The organism is Sphingobium sp. SA916, assembly GCF_002894065.1.
Taxonomy (GTDB): Bacteria; Pseudomonadota; Alphaproteobacteria; order Sphingomonadales; family Sphingomonadaceae; genus Sphingobium; species Sphingobium fuliginis.
Genome location: NZ_LXYF01000029.1, coordinates 56,158 through 76,265 on the forward strand (window position 1 = coordinate 56,158; position 20,108 = coordinate 76,265).

The window sequence follows — 20,108 nt, forward strand, 5'->3', positions numbered from 1 at the left end:
CCTGGATTTGGCAGGGGAAAAGGTTTTGAACGACGTGACGATCGAAAAGCCGGTGCTGGAACCGACCGGCGCGCTTTCAGTGGAAACCGTGCTGTCGGTGCGGCATTGGAACGAACATCTGTTCAGTTTCCGCATCACGCGGCCGGCCAGCTTCCGCTTCCGGTCGGGCGAGTTCGTGATGATCGGTTTGCAGGGCGACAATGGCAAGCCGCTGCTGCGCGCCTATTCGGTCGCCAGCCCCGCCTGGGACGAGGAACTGGAGTTTCTGTCGATCAAGGTGCAGGACGGGCCGCTGACGTCCAAACTGCAACTGATCCAGCCCGGCGACCAGATCTATCTGGGGCGCAAGCCGACCGGCACGCTCGTCACGGACGCGCTGCTGCCGGGCAAGCGGCTGTTCATGCTGTCGACCGGCACGGGGCTGGCGCCCTTCCTCAGCCTGGCGCGCGATCCGGACGTCTATGAATTTTACGAGCAGGTCGTGGTGGTCCATTCGGTCCGCCGGGTGAGCGACCTTGCCTTCCATGACGAGCTGTCGGGCAAGCTGGCGGAAGATCCGCTGGTGGCCGAGCAGGCGGCCAGCCAGTTCCATTATGTGCCGACCGTGACGCGCGAACCCTTCCGCAACAACGTCCGCATCGACAAGCTGGTGGAAACGGGCGCGCTGTTCGAAGGGATTGCAGGCGAGCCGAAGTTCAATCCCGAGACCGACCGGATCATGATGTGCGGCAGCATGGAGATGATCAAGCAGTTCGGCGCCTATTTCGAGGAACAGGGCTTTGCCGAGGGCTCCAACGCCGCGCCCGGCGCCTATGTGATCGAGCGCGCCTTCGTAGGCTGATCGCCTGCGGCATCGGCAAGGGAAGGGCTGGCGGCGATGCCGGCCCTTCTGCTTTTCCGTTGATGGTCTTCATGATGGGGGCAGGCGGCGCAAGGCCGGAATCGCAACGGCGCCAGACGATGTCATCGCAATGAACCGGCTGCGACCCGAGGCTTTGCTTCTGGCCGGTCCATATCCTTGTTTCCCTTTCCCGTGCCGATGGCAAGATGATCATCGTCCATTATGAACGGTTTATCGGATATGCTCCGGCGTCCGCGCATGGCCCCCGCGGCGAGTCGCGCCCGGGATGCGGCTCCATTCGGCCGTTGCGGCAGCGGGCGATTCGGCAAAGCGGTCGATTTTTCGGTGGAACATCGCGATAAGCAGTCCACCTCCGGCGTAGGAAGGGGCGACGGCGCGATTTGTGGAGATGCGGGCAGACAGTGCGAAGGCGGCCTACACCGCTTTCCTGAGCTATAATCACAGGGACGTTCGGGCCGCGCGCGGGCTGCAACGGCGGCTGGAATCCTATCGGCTGCCCAAGGGCGCCATGCGATCCGACGGCGGGCGGCGGCTTGGCCCGATCTTCCGCGACCGTGACGAACTGCCTGCCGCGGCCGACCTGTCGGAGGCGGTGAAGCAGGCGCTTTCCCGATCGGCGGCTTTGGTGGTCCTGTGTTCGCCCCATGCGGCGGCTTCGCCCTGGGTGGACAAGGAAATCCGCCTGTTCCGCGTCCTCCACCCCGACCGGCCGATCCTGGCGGCGATCATCGAAGGCGAACCGGAAGAGGCCTTTCCGCCTGTGTTGCGGGACGGTGGCGAACCGCTTGCCGCCGACCTTCGGCGGGAGGGCGACGGCGTTCGGCTGGGCACCCTGAAGATCATTGCCGGGCTGGCCGGGATCGGCCTGGACCGGCTGGTGCAGCGCGATGCGCAGCGGCGCGTCCGGCGCGTGACGGCTGTCACGCTGGCCCTGCTGCTGGTCATGCTAGCTTTTCTCGCGCTGTCGATTGCGGCCTTGCAAGCGCAGCGGGAAGCGGAGCGGCAACGCGCCGAAGCAGAAGGGATCATCGAATTCATGCTGACCGATTTGCGGGAACGTCTGCGCAGCGTCGGTCGCCTGGATGCCCTGACCGTCGTCAACGACCGGGCGATGAACTATTATCGCGACCAGGGCGACCTCGACGATTTGCCGGACGACAGCCTGGAAAGGCGGGCGCGCATCCTTCAGGCGATGGGGGAGGACGACATCGCGCGCGGCAGCCTGCCGGCGGCACGGCGCAAGTTCGAGGAAGCGCATCGCACCACCACCGCTCTGCTGGACGACGATCCCCAGCGGCCCGAATGGATCTTCGTGCACGCGCAGAGCGAATTCTGGATCGGGCAGGTCGATCAGCTATCCGGGCAGGCCGACGCCGCGCTCAGGCATTATCGGGCCTATCTGCATTGGGCCCGCGAGCTTTTCCGGTATCAGCCCCAGGCGGCGCGCAGCTTCACGGAAATGGGCTATGCGCTCAGCAACATCGCTTCGGTCCAATGGGAATCGAAGAACGACCATGACGATGCGATCCGGAATTATGCGAAGTCGCTCTACTGGTTCCAGCGGGCGCAGCAGGCCGATCCCGGATCGCTCAACATTCGCATGGAAGTGGCCGAACGCCATGCGCGGCTGGCCGACGTGCATTTCGACCGCCGCGACTTCCGGGCGTCGGAGCAGCATCGGCTGGAGCAACTGAGGCTGCTCGAACCCTTGCGGCGGGAAGATCCGCAAAATGGCGACATCGCCTATGACACTCTGGTGGCGACCCGTTCGCTTGCGCGGATCGCGTTCGAGACCGGTGAGACGGCCAAGGCGGTCAGGCTGCTGCGCGATGCGCGGAGCCAGTCTTCGGCGCTGCGCCAGCGCGATCCGGAGAACCAGAACTGGTTCGAGCAGCATTTGCGGCTGCTGATGGATGCAGCCGAGGTGGCGAGGGCGCGCCACCAGGGCGCGGAGGTCCACCGACTGGTCGACCAGGCCCGTCGGATCATGCATGATGCAAGTCCGACGGCCGCGGCGGACCCGGCATTTCGGGCTACGTCGATCCGGCGTCTGGATGCTATAGCACAGTCGAATGACAGGGCTTCGGCAAAGGGGGAGTGAATGCTGCCTTACGGGAACAGTGTCAGGACCATCGGCCCCGGCGACAAGATCGATCATGTCACCCTGCTCTCCATTCGCGTGCGGGAAGGCGCGTGGAATGTCAGCCGCTGGTTCGCGCCGATCTGCGAACGCGGACTGCAGGCCACGGAGGCGCGCCTGCTGAAGATGGCGCAGTCCCGCGACCCCGCGCAATATCCCGAATTCAGGGGCTATGGGTTCGAGAACATCGCCTTCGTCGAATATATGTGCTTCTTCACCATCATATTGGATGCGCCCGGCTACAGCTTCCATGACGGAAAGGACACCGATCCGATCTGGTTCGTGGAGAAGAAGGAAAACAGTTCGCTGCCCCCGCCGCCCGCGCCGGTGGCGCCCAACCGCAGCTTCTACGACCTGGAGATGACCGACATCGGCGGCTATCCGGCGCTGCGCTGCCGCAACTACATGTGCAACGGCTATACCGGCGAACCGTTGAAGGAAGGGGAGGAGCAGGGCTTCATCTTCAATCTCTATATTCGCGGCCGTTATGAACATGGCGGCGATTCGGGGGTTGTCCTGGCGATCGATCCCGACGGCGTCAGCAAGGGACCGCGGAAATAGGATCGCGCGAATCCGGTGGCGGCGGACGGGCGCTTGTGGGACAAGGCGGGAAATGATCAGGCCGCAGCTTAACAGCATCACGCGATTGGCCCGGGCGGGCGCGCTGGAACAGGCCTGGACCACATTCCATGCCGCCGGCCTGTCGCCGCAATCGGACGACCCGGATGTGCTGACGGTTTACGGACGCCTGCTGAAGGACCGCGCGGCGGGGGAGAGCGGCGCGGCGCGGGAAGAATTGCTGAACCGGGCCATCACCGCCTATGAGCGTGCTTCCGCCCTTTCGCATGCGACCTATCCGTTGATCAACGCGGCGACGCTGGCCTATGTGGCAGGGCGGCACGAGGCGGCGGTGACGCTGGCCAATGCCGTGATGACGCTGCTCGACGATCCGCTGCGCGCCGCCGAGACGCCCTATTGGATCGATGCGACGCGGGCCGAAGCGCTGCTGCTGCTGGGCCGGACCCAGGATGCCGAACGGATGCTGCGGCAGGCCATCGGGCATCAGCCCGAAGCGTGGGAGGATCATGCCTCCACGCTGCGACAGTTCGCGATGATCCTGGCGGAGGCGGGGCGGCCGGCGGACTGGCTGGACCGCCACCGTCCGGCTTCGCCGCTCTATTTCGAGGGAATATTGGGCCTTGCAGCCGATGACGCCCAGGCGGCCCGCACGATTGCCGGGGCGGTGGATGCATTGGCCCCTTCCATGGTGATCGGGGCGCTGGCCGCCGGGGCGGACATATTGGTGGCGGAGGCGGCCATTGAGGCGGGCCGCCAGCTGCATGTCGTTCTGCCCTGTCCGGCCGAACTGTTCCGGGCGGCGTCGGTCGATCCCTTCGGTCCGGCATGGGCCGATCGGTTCGATGCGTTGATGGGAAGGGCGGTGTCGGTCAGGGAAATGGACGACTGGCAACCGCTCAGCAATGCATCCGTCGAGGTGTCGAGGCAGGCCGCCATGGGGCTGGCCCTGTGCGAGGCCAAGCGCCTGCAATCCTCCGCCCGCGCCTTGCAGATCGTCGGGCGGGGCGAGGAGGGGGGAGGCGACATGGCAGGCTGGGAAGCGCTGGGGCTTCGGCTGGATCGGCTGGCGCTGGAACGGAGCAACGCCGCTCAGGTCGCCCTGTCGCCGGAGGCGGAAGTCGTGGCGCTGATCGCCGTTCCGGAATCCCTGCCCTTCCACTTCGGCGGGGATGCGACGCTCTTGATCGGGCAGGAGGGGCAGCATGCCTATGGCCAGTCTTCCCTTGCCGACGCGGCCCACAGGGCCGCTGCTTTGCGCGGCGACCATCCCGAGGCCCGGCTGGCGCTGGATTACCGCGCCCTGGCCGACACGCAGGACGGACGCTGGGATCGTGCGCTCATGATCGCCGCCGCGGACCTGGAGGGGGCGGTGGCGTTGAGCGAGTCGGCCGCCCTTGCCCTTGCCCTGCATGCGCCGGAGGCGAATGTGCAGCCGATGGGCGACATCAGGACGGCGTCGGGCGACCTGGCGCTTTATGGCCTGTTTCCCTGAGCCTGGGGGAATCGCCTCTTTCTGGTCCGCGCTGAGTCCTTCGACAAGCTGAGGGCGAACGGATGTTGAGCGGCTCCGATTCATCGGACGTTGCTCAAAATGTGCGAGGATCCGGCTTCCGCAACCGGGAGGAGAATCGGCGCTTGCAGGCCCGATCTCCGCATGGCGTGGTCCGGGCAGGCTTCAGGCTATCAATTCGGCGAGCAGGCGCGGCGCCAGTATCTCCAGCGCCTCGTCTGTCCGGCTGACGATGCCCCGCCGCAGCAGATGCGCAATGGCCCGGGATGTCGTCTCCCGCGTGGTATGCACCGACAGCGCCAGCGCGGACAGCACGGGCGGCGGCTCGATGCGGTTGGAGGCGCCTGCAAGGCGCAGCAGTTCGGCATAGACCCGGCCATTCGCCGTCAAAGTGGTCCTGGCGGCCATGCGGTCCAGCATCACGTCCAACTGCCGCGCGAACAGCAGGCTGAGGCCATGGGCAATATCCGCGCTGTGCCGCGCCAGGTCCACCAATGCCGAGGTTTCGATGCAGAGGAGATGGAGCGAACCCTGCGCGACGATGTCGCTGCGCAGCGTCGCCGGTTCGGGATAGCTGCCGAAGATTTCGCCCGGCCCGTGGGAAGCGAGCAAGGTCAACTGGCCATCGGCCGAGTTGATCTGGGCCTGGGCGGCGCCCTCCACGACCACCCAGCAATGATCGGCCAGGTCGCCCTGATGCGCGACGACGGCCTTGTGCGGAAAAACTATGTCGCGAACGGCGGACGCCAGAGCCTCGGCACCTGCCTGCCCACATGAAAACACGCTTCTGATAACGGCCAGCCGTTCCGTCTCAAGCAAGCTCTTCCCCCAAAAACCATGTGGGCCAGCGCGGTCGAACCTACCGGCTGATGGCTCTCAAAAAAAGGCCCAGCAGCGCGAAGGCTGCCGGGCCCTGAGTTGGAAATCAGGCAAGCCTGAGTTCCTCGGGTCGCGGGCGGAACAATAAGCGCCTCTTCCCATCTTGCGCGTGACGTGCATCACGCTTCGTCGATCTCCGACAAAGGCGTTGGGCGGGAGAAGGCGCCTACATGCTCAGCTTGACGCCGGCCCGTATACGCTGCCCTAATAGGTGACGGTCACCGTCAGCGTGTCGAGATAACCGGCGCCGGCCGCCACATTCTGTCCCGCCGGGATGCGGCCGTAGACGGTGACGCTGTCGTTGAACACCAGCAATGCCAGGACGGTGCGCGTGACGTTGACCGATCCGCCGGTGCCGTTGCCCCATATCTGCGTGCGTGCGGCGTTGGTGTAGAGGTTGTAGTTGAGGGCAGTGGCGCCCCTTCGCAGCGTGCGTGGCGCGAAGCTGCCGGAACTGCCGGCGCTGATGTCGATCGTGTAGGAGCCGGCCAGCGCCACCAGAAGATCGCAATGGACGTTGATCGTACCCGTCGCGTCGGTCGCGGTGGGCGAGAGCGGATTATAGTTGCCGAAGCTGATGCCCGTGGCCGTGACCGTGCAGGAGCAGCCGGCCAGACCGTTGCAGGCGGCCTGGGCAGGGCTTGGCTGCATCAGGAACAGGATGGCCGTCAGCAGCGGCAGGGCCGTCAGCGCCTGAGCGCGCCGCCTCATGGCGCCGGCTCCCGCTGGAAGGCGCAGGCGACGGGGCCGATGCGGGGCAGCGTGTCGCGCGGCGCGATGCCTGTCACGGTCGCCTTGCAGACGCCGCCGCCCGTGTCGATCTCCAGCACCATCCCTTCGCGGAGATTGCGCACGAAAATTTCTCCGCCGAAGCCGACGAACAGCGTCTCGCCGCCGTCGGTGCGCACGTTCGCGCCGGCTGCGACCGGCTTGCCGTCGGCGGTGGCGACGACCACCGTGCCCGGCCGGTCCTGCTCGACCGGGAAGCGGGCATGGGCCGCGCCCCTGATCCGCGGAACGACGATCATCGTGTCGTCGGGCAGCCGCACGTCCAGCGGCAGGTCGGACGGCGCCAGCGAAATCCGGTTCGCCTCATAGGGTCGCAGGTCCGGAACAATGGCGATGCCCCGCCGGTCGGTGCGCGCGACGGGGCGGTTTTCCTGATAGATGCGCACATTGCCCTGCCCCGGCACCTCGACCACGCCAAAGCCATTTTCGATCCGCCGGGAGGCATGGATGCCGCCGGCCGCGAACATGACCCCGCCGCTCGCGAGCAGCCTCACGCCCGTCTTGCCCCGGAAGCGGGCTGCCTCCAGGCTCAGTTCGCCCGTGGAGCCGCGCCAGTTCATTTCCGCCTGCTGCCGGTCGTTTTCGCCCTCGCTGCCCGCCAGGCGATAGCCCCAGCCGCCCGAAAGCGGCGCCGTCCGCCGGATTTCCGCCAGGCGGTTGCGATTGTCGCCCTGCGCGTAGACGCTGGTCCGCGTGCCCAGGGGAATGGTGAGGCCAAGGCCGACGACCGCCTCCGGTTCCCGGCCCGCCATGTCGCTGCGGATGGCGAACAGGCTCATATAGGCGCGGCTGCCGATCCCGACGCTGTAATTGGCCGATCCGATCCTCGCCCGGTTGCCGTCGCCATATTCAAGGTCGGTCCAGGTCACGACCATGCTGCCCAGATCGCCGAGCGACGCCCCGGCTGACGCCTGGAACTGCCGCGCGATGCGGTCCGCCGGGCGGTCTATGCCGATCTGGTCGAAGCGATCCGACGCGCGCTGATAGCTGAGCGCGATGTTCCAGCGCGGCGTGATGCGCGCGAAGGAGGCGCGATAGAGGCGGCCGCTCCCCTCCCTCCCGCGCGATCCCGCCAAAGCGAGGCTGAATTCCCCGAGCAGCGGCCAGACGAACGACAGGCCGCCGCCCAGCATTTGCACGTCGCCGCTCGCCTCCGCCCGGGCATCCACGGTCAGCCAGTCCGTCAGGCCGCGCCTGTAGCTGCCCGCGGCGAAGGCGGTGCCGTAGCTGAAGCTGGCAATGCCATAGTCGCGCCGTTCCGCCCCGGCTTCGAACGACCAGGCGGACAGCCCGGCGCTGAGCAGCCGGGGGCTGACATAATAGGGCGTGCGCACGCGCCGTTCGACCCCCGTGGCGTCGCGCACGACCAGCGTCACCTCGCCCGCGCCCGTCACCAGAGGCACCTGATTGATGGAGAAGGGCCCCTGATCGACGTCCGACTGGAAGCGCACGGCATTGTTCACGAGCAGTTCGACATTGGAGGGCACGGCGGTGCGGCCGAGAAAGGCGGGGGTGGGAAAGGTGATGAGGGTGGGACTGAGTCCGAATTCCGTGCCGTAGCGAACGCCGCCATAGCGTATCTGGCGGCCCCAGTCGGGGCTGGTCGTGACGGTATCGCCCAGGATCAGCCGGCGGAGATCCTGGGGATCGTCGCGGATGAAATAGCTGTCGAGCCGCACGACGCCGTTGCCGATGCCGCTGCTCTGCCCGACCGTCATGCTGTTGGCGAACAGGCCCCAATCGTCCGACAGGCCGGCTTCCAGGAAGGCGGAGGAGGCCAGTTCGTCCTGATGGGAGACCGACAGGTCGTAATTGAGGAAGGCGGCGAAGGTGCCGGCTGTGGGCAGCAGCCTGCCGGCCGATCCGGAAAGCCGCTGCACCGCGAACCGTTCGGCGGGTACGGTCAGGTCAAGCTGCTGGCTGGCCGCATCGAAGGAGGGCGTGATGAAGGAGGGGAGGGGGACCAGCGCCTCTCCGTCGATCGTCACGGGCGGGGCATCGGCGCGGATCTTCCAGCGTTCGAGGTCCGCGGCCTTCAGGAACCAGGCATCGCCGCGCCGCCCGGCCAGTATCTCGCCCTCCTGCGCCTGGCCGTTGACCAGAAGCCGGACCAGCATCAGCGAGGGCCCGTCGCCCTCTTCCCCGGCGGCCGGCGGCGATCCATGGCCGGGGGGAGCCTGGGCGGCGGCGGGGCGGGACAGGAGGCAGAGCGCGACCATGGCCCCTTCAAGGGCGCGCGACTTCACGGGGCCGCTCCTCTGCAACGATCTCCGCGGCGACATCCGCCTGATCGGTCATCGCGTCGAGTTTCAGGGTCTGGCCGGAAGCGATGGATGCGGCAGTGTCGAGGACGACCTGCTGCGAGGAGCCGGGGAGCAGATAGACCGACATGTCCTGCCGGGCCACTTGCGGACCGCCCTTGCGCGACAGGATCAGGCGGTTGATCTGCACATGGGCGTTGCCTTCGTTGCGGATGGCGAAGGTCATCTGGCGCGGTCCGCTGGGCCAGGCGCGCCAGACCAGCCTGCCCGACCCGCGAGCCGGGGGCACGAAGATCGGAATGCTGATCCGCAGGAGCGTCTGGACGGTTCCGGCGGGAACCGCGCGGGTGCCGGGCACCTCCTCCAGGATCACGCGATAGCTCTTCTCCGCAGCGCCTGTTCCCGTCCTCAGGCCGAAGCGGGCGATCTGCACGGCGCCGGGCCGCACCTCGAACAGGGCGGGATTGGCGAGCACGTCGCGGGTCTCCTCCAGCACGTCTTCGCCCTTTTCCTGCCGCCAGCCATAGACGCGGAGCTGGACGCGGGCGCTTTCCTTGCTGCTGTTCTCTATCGTCATGGTCTGCACCGGTTCCCCCGGCGTCAGCACGACGCGCACCGGGAAGACCTTGAGCCCCGCCGCCTGCACGGGCGGTGCAGAGAGCATCGCCGCCGCTGCCGCAACGCTTGCATATCCCCTGTTCATCTTTTCGCGCTTCAGTAGTTGACGGTTACGGTGACCGTATCGGCATAGCCGCCCGCCGGCACATTCTGGCTTGGCGGGATGCGGCCATAGACGGTGAGCGTGCTGGGCAGCACCGGTGCGGTGGTGGCCGGCGGCGTGTCGGTGCCCGGCGTGTTGCCCCAATTATTCGTGCGCGTCGTCTCCCGGAAGAGGCCATAGTTGAGGAGGTTGGCGCCGTTGACCATCTTCCGGCTGGTGACGGTGGCGCCGCTCGACGTGCCCGCGTTCAGGCCGACGGTGAAGGACGTGCCGACCGTGCACAGCACCGAAAGCGTGGTCGTGGCATCGAGCGGCGTGGCCGATGTGGGATCGTAGTTTCCGAAGCTGAGGGGGTTCGCCGTCACGGCGCAGGCGGTGAGGACGGTCGCCGTCACCGGGAATGTCGTCGTCGTCTGCGCCGCCTGCGCGGCGTCCGGCAAAGCCATTCCGAATATCAGCAGCCCGGCCAGATGGCCTTTGCCATACCGCTTCATGCGCATCTCCTGTAACGCATCATGCGCCCTGTTCTGGCTATAGGCGCACTCCATGAGCATCGCGGGACCGGCTGCAGCATGTCTGTCCCGATGCCGGTCGTCGCGAGGGAGGAAACGGCGGAAGGCGCGAAGTTGTTCCGATTATTCCAAGGCTTAGGTTAAAATGATACCTCGATATAGCGGGTGGCGGCAGGGGATGCGCCTTGCCCCGCGTGCGCCGGTTCCGCGCCATCGCCGGGAGCGGGCGAAGTCGTGGCCTTTCCGGCCATATATATCCGGGGGCGCTGGCCGGATATGCAATCCACCCGCAGGCCCTCCACGGTGCATGGGGCCACGACCACGGCGCCGACGGCCATGCGCTGCTTCGCTTCGGCGGCATGGACGCTTCCGGTTGAGCCAAGTGCAAGCATGGCCAGAGCCGTGGCGGATTTCATCGGGCTATGGGTGGGCATGTCGTTCCTTCCTCCCTATAGACGACCGGGCAGGTCGTCCATTTAGCCTGTATCGACATTCAGCCCTGGCAGCCTGCAAATGGCGCCCGTTCGCGCTTCCGGCGCTGCCCATGCCTTAAATATGCGCCATTCAGGGGATGCACGTCACTCATTGGAGGATCACGAAAAACCGGCATTTTCGGCTCGTCCTCTTCTGAATCTCGATGCGGGCCGCCGGCGATCTTCGGGGCCGCATGCGCAGCGGCCTTGCAAAGGGAAGGCAGGCGGGGCATTGCACGGCGTCACCGCGCAATGGACGCCATGCTGGTTTACGTCGCGATTGATCTTGAAATGCGACAGGAACGGCATGGATCGCAACGACGCCTCGCCAAAGCGGCCCCACCGCCAGCGGCCGCCCGGCCATGAGCCGCAGGGCAGGCCGGCCGGGATCATCGGACAAGGGCAATCCCCCGCCGCCCGCCGAGGCCGCCCGCCGATAGAAATGGTGGATGTCGCGGACATTCCCGGCGGCGGCCAGTTGCACCTGCTCAAATGCGGCAAGGAATATTCCATCCAGTTCGGTCGCGACGAGTTGATGGGCAGTCAGGACCATGTTTCGGAAATGGCGCTGGCCACGCTGACGAGCGAGCGTCTCGACAGGAAGGACGGTCATGTGCTGGTGGGAGGACTGGGCATGGGCTTCACGCTGGACGCCGTGCTGGGTTCCTGGACCTGCGACGCGCTGGTGACCGTCGCGGAACTGGTGCCGCAGATACTGGTGTGGGCCAAGGGGCCGCTGGCGCATCTGTTCAGGGACAATCTCGCGGACCCGCGCGTCAGCGTTCGGGTCGTCGACGTCTATGACATCATCATGGAGGGGCCGGATCGTTTCGACGCCATCCTGCTGGATGTCGACAACGGTCCGGACGGCTTCATCACGTCGCGCAACGACCGGCTCTATTCGCATGCCGGACTCTCCGCCGCCTATGACGCCTTGCGGCCGGGCGGGCTGTTGTCCGTCTGGTCCTCCTATTCCGACGATTGCTTCGCGGGGCGGCTGGAGGAATCGGGTTTCGACGTCGATGAGATCGTCCTGCCGGCCTATATCGGCAGCACGGAACGCTGGCACAATATCTGGTTTGCCGCCAAGCCGGGCCCGGCCATCCGGAAGGCAGCCGCTTCGCGCTGAAAGCGGCTCAGTCTTCCTATTTTCAGTCGGATTTAATCTACCGTCGTTCACCCAGCATATAATATTGGCGCATGCAGGGACAAATATTCGGCTGTATTCCGCTATCGATGGCGTGATGTCGCCTCTTCCTCTTCCCGGCGCAGAACGGAGATGATCTTGGCATAGGCCCTTGCCTGCTCTTCATGTCTCGTCCGCTCCACCGGGCAGATGGCCAGATCGGCATGATTCAATTCGGCCTTTCTGCGACGGTCGAGATAATCGAACTGGCTCATGACTATTTCCATCGTGCCGGCGGCGTCCATTGTCTGGCCATGTGCGACGCCGATCGCGTGACGCTGCCCTCGATCAGCCTGTCCTTCATCAGGACGCGGAAGGCGTCCGCGTCCCGCGGATCGAGCAGGACGACCCGCGCCCCGCCCGAAACCAGTTCCTCCAGCGCGGATATGCGGAAGGCGTGCTTCGTGCACATCGTCTTGATGCTGTCCGGCGTCGCGCGGACGTTGACGACCCTGCTCATGCCGCGCCGCCCTCCACATTGAAGGGAAAGGGGTTGAAGGGCGCTGAACCGTCCGCCCGCCTGGAACGATAGGGATGGGGGTGATGGCGGATTCGCGCCGCATATCCCTGCGCGAGCCGTTCGTGGACGCGGCCGGCCTCCGGACTGTGCGCCGTCCGGGCGCGCAGCAGTTCTTCCTGTTCGCGCTTGAGCAGATAGTTCAGGTCTTCCATGACGAGGCTCCTCGGCTGGCAAGCGGGAGCACGATGGTCTCTCTGTCACGGCGAATGCTTGCGGCAAATTTCGCGCAATAAAGGAACCGTAGCACAAGGGTCCGCTCCCGTCTCGCGCGAAAGTCGTGCAAGTTCCAAAAACTTCTGTTCGGGTCATGCAGAGGATGCTACCAGCAGTCATCGGATTTCCGCTTCGCACGATCCGACAGAGAGACTTGCGTGCTCCCGCGCAGAGGGAGCATGTCGTGCAGGAAGATTGTCTTTCCTTTCAGGTCGCGCCGGTCGTATCGGTCGTCGTGCCGATCCTTCCGGGACGGTGCGTCTTCGGACGGAGCGGCTGATGCCGCGAATATGACGGCGCTGCGGCGCTCCCGTTGTTCCAGACTGTTATCCAAGGCCCCATGACGATCCAGCCCCCATCTCCCCCATCGCTCTCCCGAATCCAGCAGAACTGGCTTGCCGCGAACGAGCGGCGGTTGCTTGGCTGGCTGTGCGGCCGGATGCCCGCCTGGGTCACGCCGGACCGGTTGACGGCGACCGGAATGGTCGGCGCGCTGATGATATTCGCCGGCTATGCCGCCAGCAACGTCGCGTCGGCCTGGCTGCTGTTGGCGATTGCGGGCTATGCGGTGCAGTGGTTCGGTGACTCCATGGACGGCAGCCTGGCGCGCTATCGGCGGATCGAGCGACCGTCCTACGGTTATTTCATCGATCATAGCTGCGATGGGCTGGCGACGCTGCTCATCCTTGCCGGGATCGGCCTCAGCCCGTTCGTGACGATGGATGTCGCGCTGATCGCGCTGGCGGGTTATCTGCTGCTGTCGATCCATGCCTTTCTGTCCGCGCGGGTATTGGGGGAATTGAAGCTTTCCTATCTTTCCGCCGGGCCGACCGAACTCAGGCTGCTGCTGATCGGACTGACGGTCATGATGATGGTGCTGGGGTCCGGTCCAGGCCTGTTCGGGCGCTGGTCGGGCTTCGACCTCTTCGTCGGGACGGCCGGTTCGATCCTGATCCTTCTTTTCATCGGCCAGACCCTGGTCACGGGCAGAAGGCTCGCTCTGGCGGAAACGGCGCATCGCCATGCTTCCAAATGAGGCGGCGGCGCCCCGGATCGGTGCGGGGGCGCTCATCATCGGGAGACAGTCATGACCGTGCGCCTCGCCCATTTCGCCATAGAGGCCGACGGCGAAAGCTATCGGTTGCGCCTGACGCTGGAGGACGGTTCGATCCTGGTGGTCGGGGCGTCCTTCGATCAGCTCGACCGATTGGGCGAGGAGATAGACCGGCGTCTTGACGCCGACCAGGACCTGTTGCCGCCCGACCTCTGAAGCAGCCGATCATCGGGATCTGCCCTAGGGCAGAAGCGACTTCAGCGCGCTGCGCAAGCGGTCGGGCCTGAACGGCTTCACCAGGCGCGGCACGTCCGCGAAGCGGGCGGGGATGGTCCATCCGTCATAGCCCGTGGCGAAGGCGAAGGGGATGCGCTGTTCCACCAGCGCGTCGGCGACGGGAAACGCCATGTCGCCGCACAGATTGACGTCGAGCACGGCCAGGTCGATCCGCGTTCCGGACCCGATCAGGGACAGCGCGTCCGCGACGCGCGGCACCGGCCCCAGGATCACGGCATTGTCCTGTTCCAGGGCCTCGGCAATATCGGCGGCGATGAGATATTCATCCTCTGCGATCAATATGCGGCAATCCTGCAGCGCAGCTTCGGTCATCTTCCACCGCCTTCACTATCCTCAGAGGGGACGCGCACGTCGATCGTGCAATGAACGCCGTCAGTCTCCACGGCGTAGCTGGTTTGCGCATTGAGCTGATAGGGCAAGGCGCGTTCGATCAGTTCCCGGCCATAGCCGCCGCCCTTCGGTTCCGCACCGGGGGCGGGCAGTTCGGACACGCCGCGCTCGCGCCAGTCGACGAACAGCCGGCATTCGCCCGGCGCGGGCCTGCGGATGTCCCAGCGGACCTCCAGCCGGCCGGCGGGTTGCGACAGCGCGCCATATTTCACCGCGTTGGTCGCCAGTTCGTGCAGGGCGAGCGCGAGCGTCTGAACCGTCGCCGATTTCAGCGATATGCCGGCCGGCCCGGTAAGCGTCACATGCTCTCCCCTGCCGTCTGCATCCAGCGGGACATGGGCGGACAGTTCCTCCCGCAGCAGGGCGTCGAACGTGACCCGCAGCCCGCCCTTGCGACGGGATAGCAGTCCCTGGACGCGGGCCAGCGCATCCAACCGGTCCCTGATGCACTGGGCGAAATGATCGAGCGAATGGCTGCCCTTCAGCGTGCGCGCCGTGACCGACTGGACCACCGCCATCAGGTTGCGCGTGCGGTGCTGAAGTTCCCCCACCAGCACTTCCTGATGCGCCTGCAACTGGACGATGTCGTCGACATCGGTCGACGTTCCCAGCCATTCGAGCAAGCTGCTCTCGCTGGAGCGCACGGGTACGCCGCGGGTACGGAAATGGCGGTAGCGCCGGTCCTGCGCGTTGAATATCCGTCCTTCGATCTCCAGGCTGCCGGTCTGTTGCGCCCGGGTCCATGCCGCCATGGCATGATCCCGGTCGTCGGGATGGAGCATCTCCAGCCAGCCGAGCGACCGGCTGGCCTTCTCGCTCTGGCCGGTGAAGGCGCTCCATTGCGGGCTGGACCAGGTCCACTGGCCGCTGTCCACGGCGCGCCAGACGAGCTGGGGCATGCCCTCGATCAGCGTGCGGAACCGCAACTCGCTGCGTTGAAGCGCCTCCATGGCGGTGCGCTGCTCATGCATGTCGGTGGCGGCGGCGAACCAGGCGAGGATCGTGCCGTTCGCGTCGCGCATCGGTTCGGCGCGGATCAGGAACCAGCGATAATCGCCCTGCGCGTCGCGAATGCGATGCTGCTCCTGATAGACGGTGCCCGCCGCCATCGCCTGCGCCCAGGCCGCGAGGGAGGAGGCGCGGTCCAGCGGATGCAGCGCATTGGCCCAGCCTTCTTCCTTCAGTTCCTCCTCATCCCAGCCGGTATAGTCGCACCAGCGCTGGTTGAACCAGTTGGCATGGCCGGTGGCGTCGCTGCGCCAGAGGAGGTCGGGCACGAGGTCCGCGATCGTGCGCAGGGAGTCCTCGGTCGCGCGCAACGTGTCGTTGATCTCCTGGATCTGGCGGGTGCGTTCCTCGACGCGGCCGTCCAGTTCGTGATTGGCCTGTTGCAGGCTGCTGTTGGCGACCTCCAGCTCCTCCGTCAGGACCTGCAGTTCCTCGAAGGCGACGCGCAGTTCCTCTTCGGCCTGTCCCTGTTGGGCGGGCGGCAGGGGAGGGGGCGCCGGCGGCGGCGCCGAGCGGGCGGCCTGAAGGTCCTGCGACAATTGGGTCACGCGGCGGCTCAGCCGGTCGCGATCCTCCATCAGGCGCCCATTCTCCTCCAGCGCGGATTCGAGGGACGTGCGCAACTGTTCGACCTCGTCGAGCAGCCTGGCGCTGATCTGCCCCGGAGCTTCAGCCTTCTTGCCCATGATTTTCCCTGTTGCGTCACCCTGATAACGCGCCCGCGGGGGAATTGGGTCTAAAATAAGTTGGTTCCGTCTGAACCTTTTTGTCGGCGCGCTTCGTTGCCTCCCTGGAGAAGCGCAGCATGCCCAGCAGGGACATTATCGTGATCGGGGCATCGGCCGGGGGAGTGGATGCCCTGCGCCGGCTCTGTGCCGCGCTGCCCGCCGATCTTCGCGCTTCGCTGTTCATCGCCCAGCATCTTTCGCCTTCGGCGCGCAGCGTGCTGCCGCAATTGCTCGACAGGGCCGGGCCCTTGCCTGCTCTGTCCCCGGTGGACGGACAGGCGATCGAGCCGGGGCGCATCTATGTGTGCGCGCCCGACATGCATCTGCTGCTGCGTCCCGGCAGGATATTGATGCGGCGCGGTCCCTATGAGAACCGCACGCGGCCGGCGGTGAACGCCCTGTTCCGATCGGCGGCGATCCATTATGGCGGGCGCGTGACCGGCATCGTGCTGACCGGCCTGCTGGACGACGGGACCGATGGGCTGATCGCGGTCAAGGCGGCCGGCGGGCTTTCGGTCGTGCAGGACCCCGCCGACGCGGAATGGCCGTCCATGCCGCGCAATGCGCTGAAGCGCGATCATGTCGACCATGCGCTTGCCCTGGATCATATGCCCGACCTGCTCGCGCGGCTGGTGCGGGAGGAAGCGGGGCCGACCATACCCCTGCCCGAGGAATATCTGATCGAGGACCGGATTGCCGCACAGGAGTTTGCCGTGGCCGAACCGCAGATCGTCACGCCGGGTGAGCCCAGCCACCTGTCCTGCCCCGATTGCGGGGGCGTGCTGAACCATATCGAGACCGAGGATGAAGTCCGCTTCCGCTGCCAGGTCGGCCATGCCTTCACGCCGCTGGGACTGGCGGCGGCGCAGAATGACGAGCTGGAGCGGGCGCTGGCGATTGCGGTGCGGACGCATCGGGATCGTATCCGGCTGTTCGAACAGATGCAGGACAGTGCGGAGAAACGGGGCCTGACGCATGCGGTCCGGCGCTGGACGGAAGCTTCGCGGGAAAGCGGGCATATGATCGAGGTGCTGGAAGAGGCGATGACGAGCCTGCGCAAGGCGTCGAACGAAGCGGAGGGTTGAGCCCGTCCGGCGGCCGGCCGTAATGGAGCAGCAGCGCGCTCATCTCTGCAAGGGGGCAGACATGGTCCACCGGCGCGCAGGCGATGGCCCGTTGCGGCATGGAAGGAGCGACCGCCTCCGCCGGGTCCTGCACGATCGCGATGCCGCCGCCCTGCTTGATCGCCAGCAGACCCGCCGAACCGTCCTGCAGCTTCCCGGTCAGCACGATGCCGACGACGCGTGGGCCGTAGGCGGCGGCGGAGGATCGGAACAGCGGGTCGATGGCGGGCCTGCTGAAATTCTCCTTGTCGCCATGGGCCAGCCTGACGCGGCCGCCCTCCACCGTCATGTGCAGGTCGGGCGGGGCGACGTAGATATGTCCGGCCAGTATCTCCTCGCCATCGGCGGGCTGGCCGGCGGGCAGCTTGCCAGCGCGGTTCAATATGTCCGCGAGCCGGCTGACGCCGGTGCCGATATGCAGTACGATGAGCATGGCCGCGTCCATCCCGGCGGGAAGCTGCGCCACCAGCCGGACGAGCGCATCGACGCCGCCAGTGGAGGCGCCGACGACGATGATGTCATGGCCGGCCATGTGCCGCCTTTCTATTCGAGCGCGGCGGACAGTTCGCGCTCGCTCCTGTCATATACCATGGCGACGAGGATGGGCGGCGTTTCTTCGGAAAAATATTGCAGGCGCAGGTCGACGGGCAGACTGCCGCCTTCCCCGAACCGCATCGCCGTCTGGAGCGGCAGCTCCGGCAGTTCGCCGCCCAGCAGCGGGCGAGGATGGCGTGCAGGTCGTCGGCGGATATGTCCGGCAGCAGGTCGGGCAGGGCCATGCGCGAAAGCTGGTGGGCGTTGAAGCCCAGCTTCTTCTGCGCGCTGTCGTTCACCAGCAGGAAGCGCAGATTATCGGGGTCCAGAAAGTAAATCTGATTGGCCGCGCCGCCCAGCACGCGGCCAAGATACCGGGTGTAATCCTCGCTGTTGCGTTCGTCGGTAATGTCCTGGAAGACGAGCACCAGCCCGTGATTCGCGCCGGTTTCGTCCATCAGGCCGGTAATGCGTATCCGGCAGATGATGCGGCGTCCGCGTCGGTCCAGCCCCTCGAGCTGGCGCTCGGTCTGCTCCTCCGACCCCGACTGGACCGCGATCATGCTGTCGCGCAACTGTTGAACGGGCAGGCCGATGTCCAGCCTGTCGAAACTGGTGCCGAGCACCTCCTCCGCGCGCAGGCCCCAGCTGTTTTCGCTCCAGCGGTTCCAGCTCTGGATGAAATGGCGCGGGTCGAGCACGACGATGCCCGCATTCATCGAGCGCAGCACCGATTCGAGATGGAGGCGGTACCCGGCCGCCTGTTCGGCCTGTATGCGCAGTTCCTCGTTGACCGATTCCATCTCCTCATTGGAGGAGCGGGCTTCCTCGTTCAGCGTTTCCAGTTCCTCATTGGTGGTCTCCAGTTCCTCATTGGTGGACTGAAGCTCCTCATTGGTGGTCTCCAGCTCTTCATTGGCGGACTGGAGTTCCTCGATCGACTGTTCGAGATTTTCCTGCGCCGCCTCCAGTTCCCGCCGTAAGCCGTGAATGCCGGTATGGTCGTGGAAAGCGAGCAGGATGGCATGCACGCTGCCGTCCGCGCGCTGGAGCGGGCGGACGTCGATGGTGAGCCGCATCACCTCCGTCTGGTTGAGCCGATATTCCTGGTCCTCCAGCCGCAGGCCCCTGCGGCCGCGGAACGCCTCATCTATGGGGCCGCGCAATTCTATGGGACGGTAGGAAATGGGCAGGTCCTGGAACGGCCGGCCAAGATCGGCCTCGCCCACGCCCAGCAGGTTGCGGGCCGGTAGATTGGCGAGCGCCACCGCGCCGCTGTCGTCGATCACCAGCAGGGCGGTGCCGACCTCGTCGATCACGGCTTCCAGCAGGTGGACGTCGGGCAGGGGCATGTCGAGCCGGGTCGGGCGGTTGGCGGTGAAGCTGCCGTTCAGGGGGCGGCGCCATTCCTGGGGCACCTTGGCGAAAATGCGGTGCTTCATGTCGACGGGGCGGAACAGCGAGGATCGCGCAAGCTGCGTTTCCGCCTTGCCCAGGAACAGGAAACCATCGGGGTTCAGCGCATAATGCAGGCGCGGCAGCACGATCGACTGGGTTTCGGCCTCCAGATAGATCAGCAGGTTGCGGCAGGTGAGCAGGTCGATGCGCGAGATCGGCGCGTCATGCACGACATTGTGGCGGCCGAAGATCACGCATTTGCGCAATTCACGCTCGAACACATAATGATTGCTCGTACGCTCGAAATATTTTTCGAGCAGATGGCCGGGCACGCTTTCGACCTCCCGGGGCGAATAGGTGGCGACCCGCGCCACCTTCAGCGCTTCCTCGTCCAGATCTGTCGCATATATCTTCACGCGCCGGCAGAAGTCGCCCATGCCCATCGCCTCGGCCAGCAGCATGGCGATGGAATAGGGTTCCTCGCCGCTGGCGCAGCCCACGCTCCAGACCCGGATCGCGCGGTCGTCCTCCGCATTTTTGAGGATTTCCGGGATCACCTCGTCGCGGATCACGTTCCACGCATCCTCGTCGCGGAAGAAGGAGGTGACGTTAATCAGCACGGTGTTGAGCAATTCCTCATATTCGCTGGGCTGCGCCTCCAGGCAGGTACGGTAGGCGGCGAAATCCTCCGCGCCGACCGCCTCCATCCGCAGGGCGATGCGCCGCCGCAGGCTGGTGCGCTTGTAGCCGCGGAAGTCCAGTCCCCGGCTCTCCTGAATGTGGCGCAGCAGGGCTTCGAACTCGGGATCGGGGACGGCTCTTTCGACCATTGAACTCTTTCGGCTCCGCAACAGGATTGCCCTTGCTATGCCCGAATGGCGCCGCCGTCCATGCCGCTTGCCTGCGAAGCCGAAATATCAACGGGTTGCC

At 65.9% G+C, this 20,108-nt stretch carries 20 protein-coding genes and 1 pseudogene; 8 read left to right on the top strand and 13 right to left on the bottom strand.

The genetic code is table 11. From position 1 onward, the window contains the following. The first annotated feature begins 25 nt into the window (after positions 1-25). From A8G00_RS07635 to A8G00_RS07650, 4 genes are all read left to right on the top strand, one after another. Positions 26-841, top strand: coding sequence for a ferredoxin--NADP reductase (locus tag A8G00_RS07635; RefSeq protein WP_048576854.1), 816 nt, complete (start codon positions 26-28; stop codon positions 839-841). Positions 842-1,250: 409 nt separating this feature from the next. After that, positions 1,251-2,963, top strand: a complete 1,713-nt coding sequence (locus tag A8G00_RS07640) for a toll/interleukin-1 receptor domain-containing protein (RefSeq protein WP_103000407.1) — start codon at positions 1,251-1,253, stop codon at positions 2,961-2,963. Further along, positions 2,964-3,563 (top strand): hypothetical protein, encoded by a 600-nt coding sequence (locus A8G00_RS07645; RefSeq protein WP_044662700.1) that lies wholly within the window; start codon positions 2,964-2,966, stop codon positions 3,561-3,563. Positions 3,564-3,615: 52 nt separating this feature from the next. Continuing rightward, a complete protein-coding gene (locus tag A8G00_RS07650) occupies positions 3,616-5,073 on the top strand; it encodes a TRAFs-binding domain-containing protein (RefSeq protein ID WP_061938288.1) in 1,458 nt (485 codons plus the stop codon). A gap of 183 nt (positions 5,074-5,256) precedes the next feature. Here A8G00_RS07650 and A8G00_RS07655 read toward each other — a convergent pair whose 3' ends face one another. From A8G00_RS07655 to A8G00_RS07680, 6 genes are all read right to left on the bottom strand, one after another. Beyond that, the gene (locus A8G00_RS07655) at positions 5,257-5,874 is read right to left on the bottom strand and encodes a Crp/Fnr family transcriptional regulator (protein WP_172451808.1); all 618 of its coding nucleotides are present in this window, start codon (positions 5,872-5,874) and stop codon (positions 5,257-5,259) included. 300 nt (positions 5,875-6,174) lie between these two features. Beyond that, entirely contained in the window at positions 6,175-6,681 is a 507-nt protein-coding gene (locus A8G00_RS07660; RefSeq protein WP_103000409.1) for a spore coat U domain-containing protein, read from the bottom strand. Continuing rightward, a complete protein-coding gene (locus tag A8G00_RS07665; RefSeq protein ID WP_253257939.1) occupies positions 6,678-9,005 on the bottom strand; it encodes a fimbria/pilus outer membrane usher protein in 2,328 nt (775 codons plus the stop codon). Before A8G00_RS07665 ends, A8G00_RS07660 begins: the two co-directional genes overlap by 4 nt. After that, positions 8,986-9,723 carry a molecular chaperone gene (locus tag A8G00_RS07670; protein WP_103000410.1) on the bottom strand — a complete coding sequence of 246 codons (738 nt, stop codon included), beginning with the start codon at positions 9,721-9,723 and terminating at the stop codon, positions 8,986-8,988. Before A8G00_RS07670 ends, A8G00_RS07665 begins: the two co-directional genes overlap by 20 nt. An 11-nt stretch (positions 9,724-9,734) precedes the next feature. Continuing rightward, positions 9,735-10,235 carry a spore coat U domain-containing protein gene (locus A8G00_RS07675; RefSeq protein WP_082166166.1) on the bottom strand — a complete coding sequence of 167 codons (501 nt, stop codon included), beginning with the start codon at positions 10,233-10,235 and terminating at the stop codon, positions 9,735-9,737. Between the two features lie 158 nt (positions 10,236-10,393). Then, positions 10,394-10,687: a hypothetical protein gene (locus A8G00_RS07680; protein ID WP_146032575.1), complete on the bottom strand. Its 294-nt coding sequence runs from the start codon at positions 10,685-10,687 to the stop codon at positions 10,394-10,396. Between the two features lie 346 nt (positions 10,688-11,033). Here A8G00_RS07680 and A8G00_RS07685 point away from each other — a divergent pair, with 346 nt between their 5' ends. Then, positions 11,034-11,855 carry a spermidine synthase gene (locus A8G00_RS07685; protein ID WP_025547550.1) on the top strand — a complete coding sequence of 274 codons (822 nt, stop codon included), beginning with the start codon at positions 11,034-11,036 and terminating at the stop codon, positions 11,853-11,855. 101 nt (positions 11,856-11,956) lie between these two features. Here the strand turns inward: A8G00_RS07685 and A8G00_RS07690 are convergent, their stop codons facing one another. Genes A8G00_RS07690 through A8G00_RS07700 form a run of 3 tightly spaced genes read right to left on the bottom strand, consistent with a single transcriptional unit; the run spans position 11,957 to position 12,584 of the window. Next, positions 11,957-12,127 (bottom strand): hypothetical protein, encoded by a 171-nt coding sequence (locus A8G00_RS07690; RefSeq protein WP_162195972.1) that lies wholly within the window; start codon positions 12,125-12,127, stop codon positions 11,957-11,959. Between the two features lie 2 nt (positions 12,128-12,129). Further along, positions 12,130-12,372, bottom strand: a complete 243-nt coding sequence (locus A8G00_RS07695) for a hypothetical protein (protein ID WP_025547548.1) — start codon at positions 12,370-12,372, stop codon at positions 12,130-12,132. Continuing rightward, positions 12,369-12,584 (bottom strand): hypothetical protein, encoded by a 216-nt coding sequence (locus A8G00_RS07700; RefSeq protein WP_044662696.1) that lies wholly within the window; start codon positions 12,582-12,584, stop codon positions 12,369-12,371. Before A8G00_RS07700 ends, A8G00_RS07695 begins: the two co-directional genes overlap by 4 nt. Positions 12,585-12,985: 401 nt before the next feature. Here A8G00_RS07700 and A8G00_RS07705 point away from each other — a divergent pair, with 401 nt between their 5' ends. Further along, a complete protein-coding gene (locus A8G00_RS07705; RefSeq protein WP_044662695.1) occupies positions 12,986-13,681 on the top strand; it encodes a CDP-alcohol phosphatidyltransferase family protein in 696 nt (231 codons plus the stop codon). 51 nt (positions 13,682-13,732) lie between these two features. Then, the gene (locus tag A8G00_RS07710) at positions 13,733-13,915 is read left to right on the top strand and encodes a hypothetical protein (RefSeq protein WP_025547543.1); all 183 of its coding nucleotides are present in this window, start codon (positions 13,733-13,735) and stop codon (positions 13,913-13,915) included. A 24-nt stretch (positions 13,916-13,939) separates the two neighbouring features. Here A8G00_RS07710 and A8G00_RS07715 read toward each other — a convergent pair whose 3' ends face one another. Beyond that, the gene (locus A8G00_RS07715) at positions 13,940-14,308 is read right to left on the bottom strand and encodes a response regulator (protein ID WP_044662694.1); all 369 of its coding nucleotides are present in this window, start codon (positions 14,306-14,308) and stop codon (positions 13,940-13,942) included. Beyond that, positions 14,305-16,080, bottom strand: a complete 1,776-nt coding sequence (locus tag A8G00_RS07720; protein ID WP_103000412.1) for a sensor histidine kinase — start codon at positions 16,078-16,080, stop codon at positions 14,305-14,307. Before A8G00_RS07720 ends, A8G00_RS07715 begins: the two co-directional genes overlap by 4 nt. Before the next feature lie 119 nt (positions 16,081-16,199). Here A8G00_RS07720 and A8G00_RS25450 point away from each other — a divergent pair, with 119 nt between their 5' ends. Further along, a complete protein-coding gene (locus A8G00_RS25450; RefSeq protein ID WP_146032576.1) occupies positions 16,200-17,207 on the top strand; it encodes a chemotaxis protein CheB in 1,008 nt (335 codons plus the stop codon). A gap of 43 nt (positions 17,208-17,250) precedes the next feature. Here the strand turns inward: A8G00_RS25450 and A8G00_RS25855 are convergent. Continuing rightward, positions 17,251-17,778, bottom strand: a pseudogene (locus tag A8G00_RS25855) (chemotaxis protein CheB); the annotation flags it as partial. Continuing rightward, positions 17,765-20,008, bottom strand: coding sequence for a CheR family methyltransferase (locus tag A8G00_RS07735; protein ID WP_216365602.1), 2,244 nt, complete (start codon positions 20,006-20,008; stop codon positions 17,765-17,767). The gene A8G00_RS07735 and the pseudogene A8G00_RS25855, both read right to left, overlap by 14 nt. Positions 20,009-20,108: the final 100 nt, after the last annotated feature.